Annotated in this window: 11 protein-coding genes and 1 riboswitch; of the genes, 5 read left to right on the top strand and 6 right to left on the bottom strand. The window is 68.2% G+C overall.

Going from position 1 to position 16,116, the window contains the following annotated elements:
• Positions 1-2: 2 nt before the first annotated feature.
• Entirely contained in the window at positions 3-1,466 is a 1,464-nt protein-coding gene (locus tag ACWDTD_RS05455; protein ID WP_449746056.1) for a short-chain fatty acyl-CoA regulator family protein, read from the bottom strand.
• 118 nt (positions 1,467-1,584) lie between these two features.
• Here ACWDTD_RS05455 and prpD point away from each other — a divergent pair, with 118 nt between their 5' ends.
• The 4 genes from prpD (at position 1,585) to ACWDTD_RS05435 (ending at position 8,664) form a co-directional block, all read left to right on the top strand.
• Positions 1,585-3,096 carry a 2-methylcitrate dehydratase PrpD gene (gene prpD / locus ACWDTD_RS05450; protein ID WP_449746055.1) on the top strand — a complete coding sequence of 504 codons (1,512 nt, stop codon included), beginning with the start codon at positions 1,585-1,587 and terminating at the stop codon, positions 3,094-3,096.
• Positions 3,096-4,070, top strand: a complete 975-nt coding sequence (prpB, locus tag ACWDTD_RS05445) for a methylisocitrate lyase (protein WP_449746054.1) — start codon at positions 3,096-3,098, stop codon at positions 4,068-4,070. Before prpD ends, prpB begins: the two co-directional genes overlap by 1 nt.
• A complete protein-coding gene (locus tag ACWDTD_RS05440; RefSeq protein ID WP_449746053.1) occupies positions 4,067-5,194 on the top strand; it encodes a bifunctional 2-methylcitrate synthase/citrate synthase in 1,128 nt (375 codons plus the stop codon). Before prpB ends, ACWDTD_RS05440 begins: the two co-directional genes overlap by 4 nt.
• 80 nt (positions 5,195-5,274) lie before the next feature.
• Positions 5,275-8,664, top strand: a complete 3,390-nt coding sequence (locus ACWDTD_RS05435) for a pyruvate carboxylase (RefSeq protein WP_449746232.1) — start codon at positions 5,275-5,277, stop codon at positions 8,662-8,664.
• 35 nt (positions 8,665-8,699) lie between these two features.
• On the opposite strand, the gene ACWDTD_RS05430 is transcribed toward ACWDTD_RS05435, so the two are convergent.
• Complete coding sequence (locus tag ACWDTD_RS05430) at positions 8,700-9,260, bottom strand: helix-turn-helix domain-containing protein (protein WP_449746052.1); 561 nt, start codon at positions 9,258-9,260, stop codon at positions 8,700-8,702.
• Between the two features lie 31 nt (positions 9,261-9,291).
• Here ACWDTD_RS05430 and ACWDTD_RS05425 point away from each other — a divergent pair, with 31 nt between their 5' ends.
• Positions 9,292-10,245 (top strand): DMT family transporter, encoded by a 954-nt coding sequence (locus ACWDTD_RS05425; RefSeq protein ID WP_449746051.1) that lies wholly within the window; start codon positions 9,292-9,294, stop codon positions 10,243-10,245.
• Positions 10,246-10,308: 63 nt separating this feature from the next.
• On the opposite strand, the gene metE is transcribed toward ACWDTD_RS05425, so the two are convergent.
• From metE to ACWDTD_RS05405, 4 genes are all read right to left on the bottom strand, one after another.
• Positions 10,309-12,630: a 5-methyltetrahydropteroyltriglutamate--homocysteine S-methyltransferase gene (gene metE, locus ACWDTD_RS05420; protein ID WP_449746050.1), complete on the bottom strand. Its 2,322-nt coding sequence runs from the start codon at positions 12,628-12,630 to the stop codon at positions 10,309-10,311.
• A 145-nt stretch (positions 12,631-12,775) separates the two neighbouring features.
• Positions 12,776-12,966: riboswitch (cobalamin riboswitch) on the bottom strand.
• Between the two features lie 204 nt (positions 12,967-13,170).
• The gene (gene uraH / locus ACWDTD_RS05415) at positions 13,171-13,497 is read right to left on the bottom strand and encodes a hydroxyisourate hydrolase (RefSeq protein WP_449746049.1); all 327 of its coding nucleotides are present in this window, start codon (positions 13,495-13,497) and stop codon (positions 13,171-13,173) included.
• Positions 13,498-13,506: 9 nt separating this feature from the next.
• The gene (gene uraD, locus ACWDTD_RS05410) at positions 13,507-14,028 is read right to left on the bottom strand and encodes a 2-oxo-4-hydroxy-4-carboxy-5-ureidoimidazoline decarboxylase (RefSeq protein ID WP_449746048.1); all 522 of its coding nucleotides are present in this window, start codon (positions 14,026-14,028) and stop codon (positions 13,507-13,509) included.
• Positions 14,029-14,037: 9 nt separating this feature from the next.
• Positions 14,038-16,029 (bottom strand): solute carrier family 23 protein, encoded by a 1,992-nt coding sequence (locus ACWDTD_RS05405; RefSeq protein ID WP_449746047.1) that lies wholly within the window; start codon positions 16,027-16,029, stop codon positions 14,038-14,040.
• Positions 16,030-16,116 lie beyond the last annotated feature (87 nt).

Below are 16,116 nucleotides of genomic sequence, written 5' to 3'. Positions count from 1 at the left end.
ACTCAACGGTACACCCCGGGATCGGCGCGGTAGGGAATGGAGTCGCTCACCGTGACGTCCACCCGGACGGGCCGGCCGATCCGGGGAAACGCGCGCTGCCGGCATGCGGGCCGGTCGCAGACCTTGCACCCCGCACCGATCGGCACCATCGTCCGCGCGTCGGTGAGGTCGACACCGGTGGAGTAGATGAGACGGTCGGCGTGGGCGAGGTCACAGCCCAGGCCGATCGCGAATGACTTGCGCTGGGTGAGGAATCCGTGTGCCTCGTCGACGGTGCGGGCCAGCCAGAAGTAGGAGCGCCCGTCGGGCATCTGCGACACCTGGGTGACGATCCTGCCCGGTGCGGCGAAGGCGTCGTGCACCACCCACAGTGGACAGCTGCCGCCGACGCGGGAGAAGTGAAACGCCGTCGCGGACTGCCGTTTCGAGATGTTTCCCGCCCGGTCGGTGCGCACGAAGATGAACGGGATGCCACGATCGCCGGGCCGCTGCAGCGTGGACAACCGGTGACACACCGTCTCGAATCCGACGTCGAAGCCGAGGCACAGCAGTTCGATGTCGTATCGCGCATTCTCGGCGGCGGTCCGAAAACGCTTGTACGGCAACAGCAAAGCACCGGCGAAGTAGTTGGCCAGGCCGACCCGGGCGACGGGCCGGGCCTCATCGCTCAGGTCGTCGGCGTCGGCGAGCACGGTGTCGATGAGGTCGGCCGCGGTGAGCAGCGCGAGCTGGGTGGCGAGCTGAAACGCGCGTTGGCCCGACGTGAGCCGGCCGGCGAGCTGCACGACGCGTCGCACCGGGTCGTAGGAACGTTTGGGCCGGTTCGCGGCGACGGCGGGGTCGGCGTCGTGCGCGATGGACACACCGATCCCGTAGTCGCGGTCGAGCACCGCGGCCAACTGCAGGTCGAGCCCGCCGATACGCAGTGCGTGACGATCGAACATCTCCTCGGCGGCGCGGTCGAGCACGTCGATGTGGTTCTTGCGGTCGTAGAAGAAGTCGCGCACCTCCTCGAAGGGCATCGGGGCCGCGGTCCGTGAGCCCGTCTCGGCCGATACCTGCGCACGGTATGTCTCGAGTTCGGCTTCGGCGGCACCGAGCCGCCGGTGCAGCGAGGCCAGGGTGGCGCCCACCGAGGGCATGCGCCCGACGAGCTCGGTGATCTCGGCGCGGGTCACCTCCCGTGCCTCCGGGTGTGCGGTGAGTGCCTCGACGAGATCGGCCACCAGCCGGGCGTCGGTGTCGGCCGCGAAGTAGTCGGCGTCGAGGTCGAACTCGCGGGTCAGGGCGAGCAACACCGGCACGGTGATCGGGCGCTGATCGTTCTCCAGCTGATTGACGTAGCTGGTGGATTTCTCGATCCGGCGCGCCAACGCGGCCTGCGAGAGTCCGTGCTCGTCACGCAGCCGCCGCAGTCTCGGTCCGACGAAAATGCGTTCCCGTGAGCTCTTCGCCGCATCCGACATGACGCAAGGGTAGCGAGCCGCGTGTTCGCAACGTTCGCAAAGCGGGCCGCAAAGATCCGCAAGAATACGCATCTGCCAGCACTTTCGTCGAGCTACTCGCTCTGCGTACGGTGCGAACATGATCATCAACACCGTGCGGACCCGGCGCAGCGCCGACGATTTCCCGAAGTCCGAGCATCTCGCGCAGAAGATCGCCGCCGTGGCCACCGATCCGGTGGCGGTGCCCGCCGACACCACCGAGATGGTGATCAACCGGATCATCGACAACGCCGCGGTGAGCGCTGCCTCGGTGATCCGACGGCCGGTCACCACCGCACGCGCCCAGGCGCTGGCGCATCCGCCGACCTCCGCCGGGAGCGGTTCGGGAGTGTTCGGTGTGGCAGGCGCCTACGCACCCGAGTGGGCGGCCTCGGCCAACGGTGTCGCCGTGCGTGAACTCGACTTCCACGACACCTTCCTGGCCGCGGAATACTCCCATCCCGGCGACAACATCCCGCCGCTGGTGGCCGTGGCCCAGCACGTGGGCGCCTCGGGTACCGATCTGATCCGCGGATTGGCCACCGCCTACGAGATCCAGATCGACCTGACGCGCGGAATGTGCCTGCACGAACACAAGATCGACCACGTCGCCCACCTCGGACCGTCGGTGGCGGCGGGCCTGGGCACCATGCTCGGCCTCGACGAGGACGTGATCTACCAGGCCGTCGGACAGGCGCTGCACCTGACCACCGCGACCCGACAGTCCCGCAAGGGCGCGATTTCCAGTTGGAAGGCGTACGCGCCGGCACACGCCGGGAAGATCGCCATCGAGGCGGTCGACCGGGCGATGCGCGGCGAGGGGTCGCCCGCTCCGATCTGGGAGGGCGAGGACGGCGTGATCGCCTGGCTGCTCGGCGGTCCCGAGGCGGTGTACGAGGTGCCGCTACCCGGGCCCGGAGAACCCAAGCGGGCGATCCTCGACAGTTACACCAAGGAGCATTCGGCCGAGTACCAGAGCCAGGCGCCCATCGACCTCGCCCGCCGGATGCGCACACAGATCACCGATGTCGACGACATCGAATCGATCGTCTTGCACACGAGCCACCACACGCACGTGGTGATCGGCACCGGCTCGAACGATCCGCAGAAGTTCGATCCGTCGGCGAGCCGGGAAACCCTCGACCATTCGGTGCCCTACATCTTCGCGGTGGCCCTCCAGGACGGAACCTGGCACCACGAATCGTCCTATGCCCCCGAACGGGCCAACCGTCCCGACACCGTCGACCTGTGGCGCAAGATCTCGACCGTCGAGAACCCCGAGTGGACGCGGCGCTACCACTCCGACGACCCCGCCGAGAAGGCGTTCGGCGCCAGGGCGGTGATCACCCTGCGCGACGGGCGGGTGATCACCGACGAACTCGCCGTCGCCGACGCGCACCCGCTCGGCGCGCGTCCCTTCGCCCGTCCCCAGTACGAGGCCAAGTTCACCACGATGGCCGACGGGGTGATCGACCCCGACGAACAGCAGCGGTTCCTGTCGGCGGTGGCAACGTTGACCGATGTGGCGGCGGGTGACTTGGGTGCGCTCGACATCGCCGTGCTGCCACAGGTTCTCGACAAGGCGCCGACCATCGGGGCGGGGATCTTCTGATGCCGGACGCCACACCCGATGCGGCGGGCCTGTTCTCGTCGGTCACCTCAGCCACCGACAAGCGTCGCGCGTTACGTGCCGGACTGGCGTCGGGACGGTTGCAGCGCTGGCCGGGAGCCTTCTCACCGCTGGTGGCCACACTGATCGCCGACATCGGTTTCGACGCCGTCTACGTCTCCGGGGCTGTGCTCGCAGCCGATCTCGGATTGCCCGACATCGGGCTGACCACTCTGACCGAGGTCGCCGGACGCGGCGGGCAGATCGCGCGCGCCACCGAGTTGCCGTCGCTGATCGACGCCGACACCGGGTTCGGCGAACCCATGAGCGCCGCACGGACCGTGGCGATGCTCGAGGACGCCGGACTCGCCGGATGTCACCTCGAAGACCAGGTGAATCCCAAACGCTGCGGCCACCTCGACGGCAAGGACGTGGTGCCCACCGGTGACATGCTCGGGCGCCTCGCCGCGGCGGTGTCGGCGCGACGCGATCCCGACTTCGTCATCTGTGCCCGCACCGACGCCCGCGCGGTCGAGGGACTCGACGCCGCGATCGACCGGGCCAAGGCGTACGCCGACGCGGGCGCCGACCTCATCTTCACCGAGGCACTACGCGACCTGTCGGAGTTCGAGAGGTTCCGCGCCGCAGTGGATGTGCCGCTGCTGGCCAACATGACCGAGTTCGGCAAATCCGAGCTGTTCACCACGGCGCAACTCGGCGACATCGGCTACAACGCGGTGATCTACCCGGTCACCACGCTGCGCATCGCGATGGGTGCCGTCGAGGCCGGCCTGCGTGAGATCCGCACCGCGGGAACCCAATCGGGCCTTGTCGATGGCATGCAGCACCGCAGCAGGCTCTATGAGCTGCTGCGCTACGCCGACTACAACGACTTCGACCAGGATCTGTTCGGCGCCCACCGTGAAGCCCAGCGTGAAGGCCACCGTGAAACCGACCGTGAAGGAGCCCTGTCATGAGCACACCGGTCACCGCCCCGACCGTCCACAAGGGGCTCGCGGGTGTCGTCGTCGACTCCACCTCGATCTCGAAGGTGGTCCCCGAAACCAACTCGCTGACCTACCGCGGCTACGCGGTGCAAGATCTCGCGGCGCACTGCGGCGTCGAACAGGTGGCCTACCTGCTCTGGCACGGTGAGCTGCCCGGCGACGCCGAACTCGCCGCGTTCACCCAGCGTGAGCGGGCGAGTCGGCGCCTGGACCGGTCGACGCAGGCGGTGCTCGCACGCATCCCGGAGAACTGCCATCCGATGGACGTGGTGCGCACCGCGATCAGCTACCTGGGCAGCGAGGACCCCGACGAGGACAACGCCGACCCGTCGGCCAACCACGACAAGGCGCTGCGCATGTTCGCGGTGCTGCCGACGATCGTCGCCGCCGACATGCGTCGCCGCCGCGGACTCGATCCGATCAGACCTCATCACGGTCTCGGCTACGCCGAGAACTTCCTCAACATGTGCTTCGGTGAGGTGCCCGACGCGGTGATCGTGCGGGCATTCGAGCAGTCGATGGTGCTCTACGCCGAACACAGTTTCAACGCCTCCACGTTCACCGCCCGCGTGGTGACCTCCACCCGGTCCGACATCTACAGCGCGGTCACCGCGGCGATCGGCGCGCTGAAGGGATCGCTGCACGGCGGGGCCAATGAAGCGGTGATGTACGACATGATCGAGATCGACCGCCCCGAACGCGCGCGTGATTGGCTCGACGGCAAGCTGTCTCGAAAAGAGAAGGTGATGGGTTTCGGCCATCGCGTGTACAAGAATGGCGATTCGCGGGTGCCGACGATGCGAGCGGCGCTCGGCGAGGTGTCGGCGCATATGGGGGAGGACCGGTGGCTGCGGATCTATACCGAGTTGGAGTCGGCGATGGCCGCGCGCACCGGGATCGCACCGAACCTCGATTTCCCGACGGGACCGGCATATCACCTGATGGGCTTCGACATCGGCTCGTTCACACCGATCTTCGTGATGAGCCGGATCACCGGATGGACCGCCCACATCATGGAGCAGGCGGCCTCGAACGCACTCATCCGCCCGTTGAGCGACTACACCGGGCCCCCTCAGCGCACCCTCGTCGTCTGAGACGTTCGTCCGGGATCACGACCGTTTGAGGGTTATGGTCAAGCGCAACACCGCTCGGGGGCGACGAGGAGATGAGTGACATGTTCGACAAGGTGCTGGTGGCCAATCGCGGGGAGATCGCGATCCGGGCGTTTCGCGCGGCCTACGAACTCGGCGCCCGCACGGTGGCGGTGTTTCCCTACGAGGACCGCAACTCCCTGCACCGGTCGAAGGCCGACGAGTCCTATCAGATCGGCGTGCCCGGCCACCCGGTGCGCGCCTACCTGTCGGTGGACGAGATCATCGGCGCCGCACTGCATTCGGGTGCCGATGCGATCTATCCGGGCTACGGATTCCTCGCCGAGAACGCCGGGCTGGCCGCGGCCTGCGCCGCGCACGGCATCACCTTCGTGGGGCCGTCGGCCCAGATACTCGACCTGACCGGCAACAAGGCCGAGGCGGTGGCCGCGGCCCGCGCGGCCGGGCTCCCGGTGCTCGCCTCCTCGGAACCGTCGGCGGATGTCGACGAACTCGTGGCGGCCGCGGAGACGATGCGCTTTCCGGTGTTCGTCAAAGCGGTGGCCGGCGGCGGCGGCCGCGGTATGCGTCGCGTCGAGCATCGTGAGGATCTGGCCGACGCGATCGGCGCCGCCTCCCGCGAGGCCGACACCGCGTTTGGCGATCCGACCGTGTTCCTCGAGCAGGCGGTGATCGACCCGCGCCACATCGAGGTGCAGATCCTCGCCGACACCCACGGCGACGTGATCCACCTGTTCGAGCGTGACTGCAGTGTGCAACGCCGACACCAGAAGGTGGTCGAGTTGGCACCCGCCCCCAACCTCGACCCCGCACTGCGGTCACGGATCTGCGCCGACGCGGTGGCCTTCGCCCGGCAGATCGGCTACTCGTGCGCGGGCACCGTCGAATTCCTCGTCGATGCACACGGCAACCACGTCTTCATCGAGATGAACCCGCGGATTCAGGTGGAGCACACGGTGACCGAGGAGATCACCGACGTCGACCTGGTGGGTGCTCAGCTGCGGGTGGCCGCCGGGGAGCGGCTGAGCGATCTGGGACTCACGCAGGACTCGATCACGATCCGCGGTGCGGCGATGCAATGCCGGATCACCACCGAGGACCCGGCCGACGGATTCCGGCCCGACGTCGGCCGCATCACCGCCTACCGCAGCCCCGGCGGTGCCGGGGTGCGGCTGGACGGCGGCGCCAACCTGGGCGGCGACGTATCGGGGCATTTCGATTCGATGCTCGTCAAGTTGACTTGTCGTGGAAGGGATTTCGACACCGCCGTGCGCCGCGCGCGACGCGCGTTGGCGGAGTTCCGCATTCGCGGGGTGGCCACCAACATCCCGTTTCTGCAAGCCGTGCTCGACGACCCGGATTTCGCGGCGGGACGCGTCACCACGTCGTTCATCGGCGACCGCCCGTGGCTGCTCACCTCGCGCGGGTCGGCCGACCGCGGCACCCGCATCCTCTCGTACCTCGCCGACGTCACGGTCAACAAACCGCACGGTGAACGCCCCACCACCGTCTATCCGCGCGACAAACTGCCCGGCGTCGACCTCGGGGTACTCGACTCGCCGCCGGACGGGTCGCGGCAACGGCTTCTCTCGCTGGGGCCCGATGGCTTCGCGCGGGATCTGCGGGAGCGGCCGGCGGTCGGGGTCACCGACACCACGTTCCGCGACGCCCACCAGTCGTTGCTGGCCACCCGGGTGCGCACCAGCGGCATGATCGCCGTGGCCCCCTACGTGGCCGCGCTGACCCCGCAGTTGCTCAGCGTCGAGTGCTGGGGTGGGGCCACCTACGACGTCGCCTTGCGGTTCCTCAAGGAGGACCCGTGGGACCGGCTCGCGCAGTTGCGTGAGGCGATGCCCAACATCTGTCTGCAGATGCTGCTGCGCGGCGCGAACACCGTCGGGTACACGCCGTACCCCACCAAGGTGACCACCGCCTTCGTCGCCGAGGCCACCGAGGTCGGCATCGACATCTTCCGGATCTTCGACGCACTCAACAACATCGACCAGATGCGACCGGCCGTCGACGCCGTCCGCGAGACCGGTCGCGCCGTCGCCGAGGTCGCGATGAGTTACACCGGCGATCTGGCCGATCCCGCCGAGGATCTCTACACCCTCGACTACTACCTGCGGCTGGCCGAGCAGATCGTCGAGGCCGGTGCGCACATCCTGGCCATCAAGGACATGGCCGGGCTGTTGCGGGCGCCGGCGGCCACCCGCCTGGTGTCGGCGCTGCGCCGCGAGTTCGATCTGCCGATCCACGTGCACACCCACGACACACCGGGCGGGCAGCTGGCCACCTACCTCGCGGCGGTGGCGGCCGGCGCCGACGCCGTCGACGGGGCCGGCGGTCCGCTGGCCGGCACCACGAGCCAGCCGCCGCTGTCGGCGATCGTCGCGGCCTTCGCGCACACCGACCACGACACGGGCCTGGACCTGGGGGCGGTGTGCGATCTGGAACCGTATTGGGAGGCGGTGCGAAAGGTGTACGCGCCCTTCGAATCCGGCGTACCCGCACCCACCGGGCGGGTGTACTCGCACGAGATTCCCGGCGGTCAGCTCTCGAATCTGCGGCAGCAGGCCATCGCGCTGGGCCTGGGTAACCGCTTCGAGGCGGTGGAGGAGGCCTACGCGGCCGCCGACACCATGCTCGGCCGGCTGATCAAGGTGACGCCGTCGTCGAAGGTGGTCGGCGACCTCGCCCTGGCGCTCGTCGGGCAGGGCATCGCACCCGAGGAGTTCGCCGCCGATCCGGGCGCCTACGACATTCCCGATTCGGTGATCGGTTTCCTGCGCGGTGAACTCGGTGAACCGGCCGGCGGCTGGCCCGAGCCGCTGCGTACGCGAGCGCTGGCCGGGCGTTCGGCGCCCCGACCGCCCGCCGAGGTGTCGGCCGCCGACTCCGCCGCGCTCGACGAGTCCGGACGCGGGCGGCAGGAGACGCTCAACAGGCTGCTGTTCCCCGGCCCGACCCGCGAGTACACCGAGCACCGCGACGCCTACGGCGACACATCGCGGCTCTCGGCGAACCAGTTCTTCTACGGACTGCGCTACGGCGAGGAACACCGGGTGGAACTCGAACCCGGGGTGGAACTGCTCATCGGTCTCGAGGCGATCAGCGAACCCGACGAGCGCGGCATGCGCACCGTGATGTGTGTGCTCAACGGACAGTTGCGGCCGATCGCGGTGCGTGACCGTTCGGTGGACTCCAAGGTGGCCACCGCCGAGCGCGCCGACCGGTCCAACCCGGGCCACGTCGGTGCGCCGTTCGCGGGCGTGGTGTCGCTGTCGGTGGATGTGGGCGACGAGGTGGCCGCGGGCGCCGCGATCGGCACCATCGAGGCCATGAAGATGGAGGCGACCATCACCGCGCCCGTCGCCGGCAAGGTGTCGCGGGTGGCGATCGGGTCGGTGCAGCAGGTGTCGCCGGGCGATCTGCTCATCGAGATCGGCTGAGCGCGACGCGACCTTCCCGCGCGAGTGGTCGACGCTCAGTTGATCACGTTGCGGACGAATCGCGTGGTGCCGTCGGCGATGTTGACGTAGGAGTAGGTCTGCGAGCTCGGGTAGGTGGTGTGCTCGCCGGGGTCGAGGTCGATGTCGGGGGACTGCGGGTCGGCGAAGGCGATGCGTAACCGGCCGAAGGCGACGAGCACCGTTTCGAACCAGCCGTCCGGGTCGGGTTCGGCGTCGTAGCGTTCGCCCGGGCCCAGCGTCCAGGTCCACATCTGCACCTCGTGGCGTGCGGGGACGCTGGTCCGCAGCACTCCGACGCTGTGTTCGTCCTCGCCACGCCAGGCCACCACGTCGAGATCGCGGGAGTGGCTGTCCGGGTCGCGCACCATGTCGACGAAGCGGACGCCGAGCGCCTCGGCGAGCCGGTCGAGGCTGGCGAGACTGATGTTGGTGTCGCCGCCCTCGAGGTTGACGATCATGCGCCTGCTGATGCCGGACGAGTCGGCGAGGGCCGCCTGGCTCAGACCGCTCTGCCTGCGCAGATCGCGCAGGTTGCGGCCCACGTGGGCCAGCACGTCGGATCGTCGACTTGGCATGCGCACTATATTACGCCTAAGCTTGTGCACTATGTTGCGCAAAGATCCGGCCCGCGACCGAGGGGGTATCCAGCTCGGCCGTCACGAACTGGCCCTCATCGCGGTGACCGCGATCTGGGGCGGCACCTTCCTGGTGGTACACACCGCGATGGCCCACAGCGGACCGCTGTTCTTCGTCGGACTGCGTTTCACCGTTGCCGGGCTGTTCGGACTGCTCGTCTTCGGCAGGTCGCTGCGGGGCATCACGCGTCTCGACGTCGTGGCGGGGGTCTCGATCGGACTCATGCTGGCATTCGCCTACAGCCTGCAAACCTTTGGGCTGCAGTCGATCAGCTCGAGCAAGTCGGCGTTCATCACGGCGATGTACGTGCCGCTGGTGCCGGTGGCGCAGTGGGCGATCTTCCGCAAGCGGCCCGGTGCGATGAGCTGGATCGGCGTCACCCTCGCCTTTGTCGGCCTGCTGCTGCTCTCCGGACGCGACGCCGGCGGCCTTGGCTTCGGCGCTGGTGAGTTCGCGACGCTGCTCGGTGCGATCGGCTGCGCGGGCGAGATCCTGCTCATCGGCTTCTTCGCCGGACGCGTCAACATCCAGCGCGTCACCATCATCCAACTGCTCGTCGGCGGGGGACTCTCGTTTCTGGTGATGCCGGTGGCCGGCGAGTCGGTGCCGTCGTTCTCGTGGGTGTGGCTGCTCGCCGCCGTGGGCATGGGTGCGGCGAGCATCGTGATCCAGCTGACGATGAACTGGGCTCAGAAGTTCGTCTCGCCCACCCGGGCCACCGTGATCTACACCGGGGAACCGGTGTGGGCGGGCCTTTTCGGCAGGCTGGCCGGTGAGAGACTGCCCGCGCCCGCGCTTGCGGGAGCGGCGCTGATCGTGGTGGGTGTGCTGGTGAGCGAGATGCGTCCGCCGCGATGGCGGACACGGGGAGCGAAGAGGCGCGAGCTTGCGGCCGAGCAAGCGCCAGAAAGGTCACCGCTGTAGCCCGGCACAAGTACCGGTACCACTCGGCATGCCGAGCGGTGACCCTTCTGGACACATGCGAACTCAGCCGACTTCGGAACGCACCGCGGTGGCCGCGGACACCAGGTTGGTCAGTGCCGCGGTGACCTCCTCGGTGGTGCGGGTTTTCAGGCCGCAGTCGGGATTCACCCACAGCCGTTGCGGGCCCACCGCGGCCAGTGCCGCCCGCAGCGACACCTCGATCTCCGCGGGGGACGGGACGCGCGGCGAGTGGATGTCGTACACACCAGGACCCACAGCGTTGGCAAAGCCCACCTCGTTGAGGTCGTCGAGCACCTCCATCGCCGAGCGTGCCGCCTCGATCGAGGTGACGTCGGCATCGAGATCGGCGATCGCGCCGATCACCTCACCGAACTCGGAGTAGCACAGGTGAGTGTGGATCTGCACGGCGTCGGTGATGCCCGACGTCGCCAGCCGGAACGCCCGCACCGCCCACTCCAGATACGCGGGCTTGTCGGCGTCGCGCAGTGGCAGTAATTCGCGCAGGGCCGGTTCGTCCACCTGGATGATGCTGACACCGGCCCGTTCCAGGTCGATGGTCTCGTCCCGGATGGCGAGCGCGATCTCGTTGGCCGACACCGACAGCGGCTGGTCGTCGCGGACGAACGACCACGCCAGGATGGTGACCGGACCGGTGAGCATGCCCTTGACCGGCTTGTCGGTCAGCGACTGCGCGTAGGTGATCCAGTCCACGGTCATCGGTCGCGGACGCACCACGTCGCCGAAGAGGATCGGCGGACGGACGCAGCGGGTGCCGTAGGACTGCACCCAGCCGTTCGTGGTGGCGAAGAAGCCGTCGAGCTGTTCGGCGAAGTACTGCACCATGTCGTTGCGCTCGGGCTCGCCGTGCACCAGCACGTCGAGGCCGAGCGTCTCCTGCAGCGCAACCACATCGGCGATTTCCGTTTTCATCCGGCGCTCGTATCCGGCGTGGTCGATTTCGCCGGAACGCAGGGCGGCGCGCGCCAGCCGGATCGACGACGTCTGCGGATAGGAGCCGATCTTGGTGGTCGGCAGCACCGGCAGCTGCAGCCGTGTGTTCTGTGCTTCTATCCGTTCGGCGGCCCGACCGCGGGTCACGTCGCCGGCCGAGATCGCGGCCAGCCGCTCGCGCACCGACGCCACGTGCACCCGCGGATCGGTGGCCCGGGTGGACAGGGCGGCGGCCGACGCCGCGAACGCCTCCGCCTGCGACTCGCGCCCGTCGCGCAGCGCCCGCGACAAGGTGGCCACCTCGTGGTACTTCTCGGCGGCGAAGGCCAGCCAGCCACGCAGATTCGCGTCGAGTTCGTTCTCACCGTCGAGCGTGTAGGGCACGTGCAGGGTGGAGCACGACGTCGACACCGCCAGTGCCCGTACCGAACCCAGCACAGTTCCGAGTGTGGCGAGCGCCTTGTCGAGGTCGGTGCGCCACACATTGCGGCCATCGACCACTCCGGCGACGAGCAGTTTGCCGGCCAGTTCGGGTACGGCGACCACGGAGTCCACCGAGCCCTCGACCAGGTCGACGCCGATCGCCTCCACCGGTGTGCGGGCCAGTGCGGCCAGCGACTCGCCGGGATCGCCGAAGTAGGTGCTGACCAGGATCGCCGGGCGCCCGGCCGGAGCGGCCAGCGCCGAATACACCGAGTGTGCCAGCGCCGGAAGGCCGTCGGCGATGTCGGTGACCAGTACGGGCTCGTCGATCTGCACCCAGCCGACACCGGTCGCCGCCAACAGAGTGAGCAGTTCGGTGTACCGCGGCAGCAGGTCGTCGAGGCGACGCAGCGGGTCGACGCCGCCGTCAACGGCCTTGGCCAGCGCCAGATAGGTGATCGGTCCTATGATCACCGGGCGCGCCGGGACACCCGCGGCGTGGGCCTCGGACACCTCGCCGAGAAGCTTGGCGGGGTTGAGTCCGAATGTGGTGTCGGGGGAGATCTCGGGAACGAGATAGTGGTAGTTGGTGTCGAACCACTTCGTCATCTCCATCGGCGTGAGGTCGCCGGTGCCGCGGGCCGCGGCGAAGTAGCGGTCGAGATCGTCGCCGATGGCCGTGAAACGCTCCGGTAGCGCATCGAAGAGCACGGTGGCGTCGAGCATCTGGTCGTAGTAGGAGAACGTGTTGATCGGGATCGAGTCGAATCCGGCCGCGACCAACTGATCGATGGTGTCGCGGCGCAACCCGGCGGCGGTCTGTTCGAGGTCGGCGGCGCCGACCGTGCCGCGCCAGTAGCCCTCGACGGCGCGTTTGAGTTCGCGGCGCGGACCGATACGTCCGGTGCCGGGAACGGTGGTGGTGAACGGCGCGGCGACCGGCCCCGAGGTGGGACCCGCGGAGGCGCCGGCATGGGAACTGATGGACATGAGTCGTGTACTCCTGCACTGGATGTCAACGGTTCACCGCCCTGCAGGGAGCATCGACAAGCCACGGGTGCCGCACCGGAGCGGGCACCACGGATGGCATGATCGACCTGCGCCCAGTCCTCGAGGCGGCGAGCCACCGGCCGCGGCGCGGCCGGTACAGCAGGCAGGTCTTCGGACTCGCCGGCTCGCACACCCGGACGGGCGTTACACCTACTGGCCGTCGCTTCCCGGGCGCAGTGCACCCAGTGCTGATGACGGCGGTCGTTCCGACATACCGCTGCGGGACAGTTCCGGATTCCCACCGGATTCCCTCTCACCCGGGGAGCCGGACGGAATCCGGGACCGGGCTCGACGCCGCGCGCTGCGATCACGGTGCGCGCGGACGAACCAACTGCGCGAACCAGCGTAATGGACGTTGCGGTGAGGGTGTCCTGCACCCTCTGTGCCGCGGCATCAGCACCTTTGCCTACGACCTCACCGACCGTGGGTCGGCGATCGACGCCGTCGCCGCCGCACCGGGGTTGCCGAGATCGTGAACCGTCAGCTACCGCGATAGGTGGAGTACGAGTACGGACTCAGCAGGATCGGGACGTGATAGTGCCGGGACGGGTCGTCGACGGTGAAGCAGATGTCGACCTGCGGGAAGAAGCCGACGATCCCGTTGCCGTCGAACCATTCGCCGGTGGCGAACACCAGGTGATATGTGCCGGGCGCCAACGGATCCCGGTTCACCTGGGAGATGCGGCCGTCGTCGTCGGTGACCCCGGTGGCGAGTTCCTCGCCGTCGACGGCGCGCAGGCTCACCGACATCCCCACCGCGGGGGCGCCGGAGACGGCGTTGAGGACGTGCGTGGACAGACCTGTCATGGTGTCACCCTAGTCATCGACGAACTGCACCGCGGGGGTCAGCATGCGCTGCAGGCGGCTGCGGTTGATCTTGGCCAGTTCCATCCGCATCACCCGGCGTTCGGTCTCGGCGTCGTTGCGCAGGCGTTCCTTGAGGATCGCCAGCAGTTCGTCGGCGGGCCGGCCATTGGCGAACACCAGATACACATGCCCGAACTTCTCGTCGTAGGCCTTGTTGAGTTCCTTGAGTTCGGCCAGCACCGCCGGATCGGCGCCGGTGACACCCGACTGTTCCCGCGACGACGACGGGTTGTCGGGACGGTCACCGATCCGTGGATGCCCGGCCAGGGCTTCGTCGAGGTCGGCCTCGGTGAGTTCGGCGAGGATCAGGTCGGCGTATTCGAGCAGCGCCTCGTCGTCGGAGAACGGGCGGGCCCGCGCCACCCGCAGCGCCCAGATCGACGAACTGCAGCACTCGTAGAGCGATCCGATGGCCTGACGTTCGGTCAGGTCGTTGAAACTGGACAATCCTCGCCAATCCACGCGTCGCACGCGGACAGCCTACGAGAGCTCGGGCTGGCGGCTGAACCGGGCCGAGGTGATCGGGTTCGCGTCGGCCACGAGATCGTCGAATCGGTAGTTGACGATCTTGGCGATCTCGATCAGTGCGAACGACTTCTCGGAGATCTCCGAGTTATCCATCCGCGCCCAGCCGTTGCGCAGCACCCTGTCGTAGCGTTCGGTCTCCCGAGCGCAGATGACCAGCGGGAAGCCGAAGTGATCGCGGTAGGCCGACGCCAGGTTCACCACGTTCTCGTGCTCGGTCTCCTCGAGATGGGAGAGACCCTTGTGGTCGACCGCCCTCAGCGTGCCCGTCTCGTCTTCGGCGCCCAGGTCGGGGAACGCCTTGATGAGCTGGAGTTGTTGCTCGTCGCTGCCGGTGAGCATGGCCTCCTGGAAGGCGATGCGCAGGTCGTGGACGTCCTCGAAAGGCCGCTGCGCCCAGGCGCGGTCGAGCACCCAGTCGACACTCTGCACCACCTCGCCGAAGACGTCGCGGAACATCTCCCGGGTCATCTTGTTGACCTCGTCGAGTGTGATGGCGCCGCCGCCGGCCACCGCCGGTCCCCGCGATCCGATGTGGAAGAACAAGAGATTCAACAGGATCGCGGTGATGGCACCCATCGTGATGCCCGTGGAGAAGGGGATCTGCAGGAAGATGTTGGGCATCGCCTCGTCCACGCCGGGCAGGGCGGGCACCTTGACCACCTCGCCGCCCTTCTCGATGACCGACGTCGGCGTCGACGACTGCGAGAACTGTACATAGAGCGCCACGGCCAGTGAGGTGGCGGCGATGATGAGGTTGCGGTGGTCGGTGAAGTCGACCGCGGTGAGCGTCTGGATGCCGACGATGGCGACGGTGGCGAACATGATCAGCGCGGCGCCGCCGAGTACCGGCGACGGAATCGACTGCACCACACCGGCGAGCTTGGGGATCAGGCCGAGGATGATCATGATGCAGCCGGCGCAGGCGACCACCCAGCGGCTCTTGACGCCGGTCAGTCGCACCAGGCCGACGTTCTCGGAGAACGCCGTGTAGGGGAACGAGTTGAACGAGCCGCCGATCACGGTGGCCAGTCCGTCGGCGCGCACGGTGGCCGCGATGTCTTCCTTGCGGATGCGCTTACCGACGATCTCACCGGTGGCGAACACCGAGCCGGTGGATTCGACGGCCACCACGAGCAGCACCACGATCAGCGAGACGATGGCGACGATGTCCCAGCGCGGCCATCCGAAATAGAACGGCGGGGTGAAGCCCAGCCAGCTCGACTTGCCGACGTCGGTGAAGGAGGCGTCGCCGCACAGCCAGGCGACCAGCGTGCCCACCACCAGTCCGAGCAGCACCGCGATGGTCGCCATGAAGCCCTTGAAGAAGCGCTGCATCAACACGATCAGCAGGATGGTGCCGAGGGTGTAGCAGACCCATTTCCAGTTGGCGGAGTCGTGCAGGCCGGCGTTCTCGCCGACGGGGTTGGTGACCGCGTCGCCGGCACCGACCGGGATCAGGCAGACGCCGATGATGGTGATCAGCGTTCCGGTCACCACGGGGGGCAGAAATCTGATCAGCCTGGCGAAGTACGGGGCGATGAGGAAGGTGAAGGCGCCGGCGGCGATCACTGCGCCGTACACCGTCTGCAGGCCGACGGTGCCGCCGCCGTTCTGGTTGGCGATGTGGATCACCGGTGCCAGCGTGGCGAAGGTGATGCCCTGCAGCAGCGGCAGCCGCACGCCGATCTTCCAGATGCCCACCGACTGCAGCAGCGAGGCGATGCCGCACGTGAACAGGTCGGCGGTGATGAGTTTGGTGAGGTCGGCGCTGTCGAGGCCGATCGCGTTGGCGATCAGGATCGGCACCAGCACGGCTCCGGCGTAGAAGGCGACGACGTGCTGGGCGCCGAGCGCGACGAGTTTGCCGGGTGGTGGCACCTGATCGACGGGATGAACCCTCTTGTTCTTTTTGGCCGGTGCGGCCGGTGCCGAATCGGTTGCCATGACGAGATCCCCTTCACACGACTGTGCCCAAGCGCGACTGTGCCCACTGCGTCGGTGTGCTTTCGTGCGCCATGGACGTGGCGCGGC

The sequence above is a fragment of the Gordonia sp. NPDC003425 genome (assembly GCF_053588635.1).
The sequence above is the reverse complement of the archived record's forward strand: the minus strand, read 5'-3'. Positions and strand labels throughout refer to the sequence as shown.

Bases quoted from the DNA above. Each gene is read 5' to 3' on its own strand.
- ACWDTD_RS05455 (WP_449746056.1), bottom strand. From the start codon at position 1,466: ATGTCGGATGCGGCGAAGAGCTCACGGGAACGCATTTTCGTCGGACCG.
- prpD (WP_449746055.1), top strand. From the start codon at position 1,585: ATGATCATCAACACCGTGCGGACCCGGCGCAGCGCCGACGATTTCCCG.
- prpB (WP_449746054.1), top strand. From the start codon at position 3,096: ATGCCGGACGCCACACCCGATGCGGCGGGCCTGTTCTCGTCGGTCACC.
- ACWDTD_RS05440 (WP_449746053.1), top strand. From the start codon at position 4,067: ATGAGCACACCGGTCACCGCCCCGACCGTCCACAAGGGGCTCGCGGGT.
- ACWDTD_RS05435 (WP_449746232.1), top strand. From the start codon at position 5,275: ATGTTCGACAAGGTGCTGGTGGCCAATCGCGGGGAGATCGCGATCCGG.
- ACWDTD_RS05430 (WP_449746052.1), bottom strand. From the start codon at position 9,260: ATGCCAAGTCGACGATCCGACGTGCTGGCCCACGTGGGCCGCAACCTG.
- ACWDTD_RS05425 (WP_449746051.1), top strand. From the start codon at position 9,292: ATGTTGCGCAAAGATCCGGCCCGCGACCGAGGGGGTATCCAGCTCGGC.
- metE (WP_449746050.1), bottom strand. From the start codon at position 12,630: ATGTCCATCAGTTCCCATGCCGGCGCCTCCGCGGGTCCCACCTCGGGG.
- uraH (WP_449746049.1), bottom strand. From the start codon at position 13,497: ATGACAGGTCTGTCCACGCACGTCCTCAACGCCGTCTCCGGCGCCCCC.
- ACWDTD_RS05405 (WP_449746047.1), bottom strand. From the start codon at position 16,029: ATGGCAACCGATTCGGCACCGGCCGCACCGGCCAAAAAGAACAAGAGG.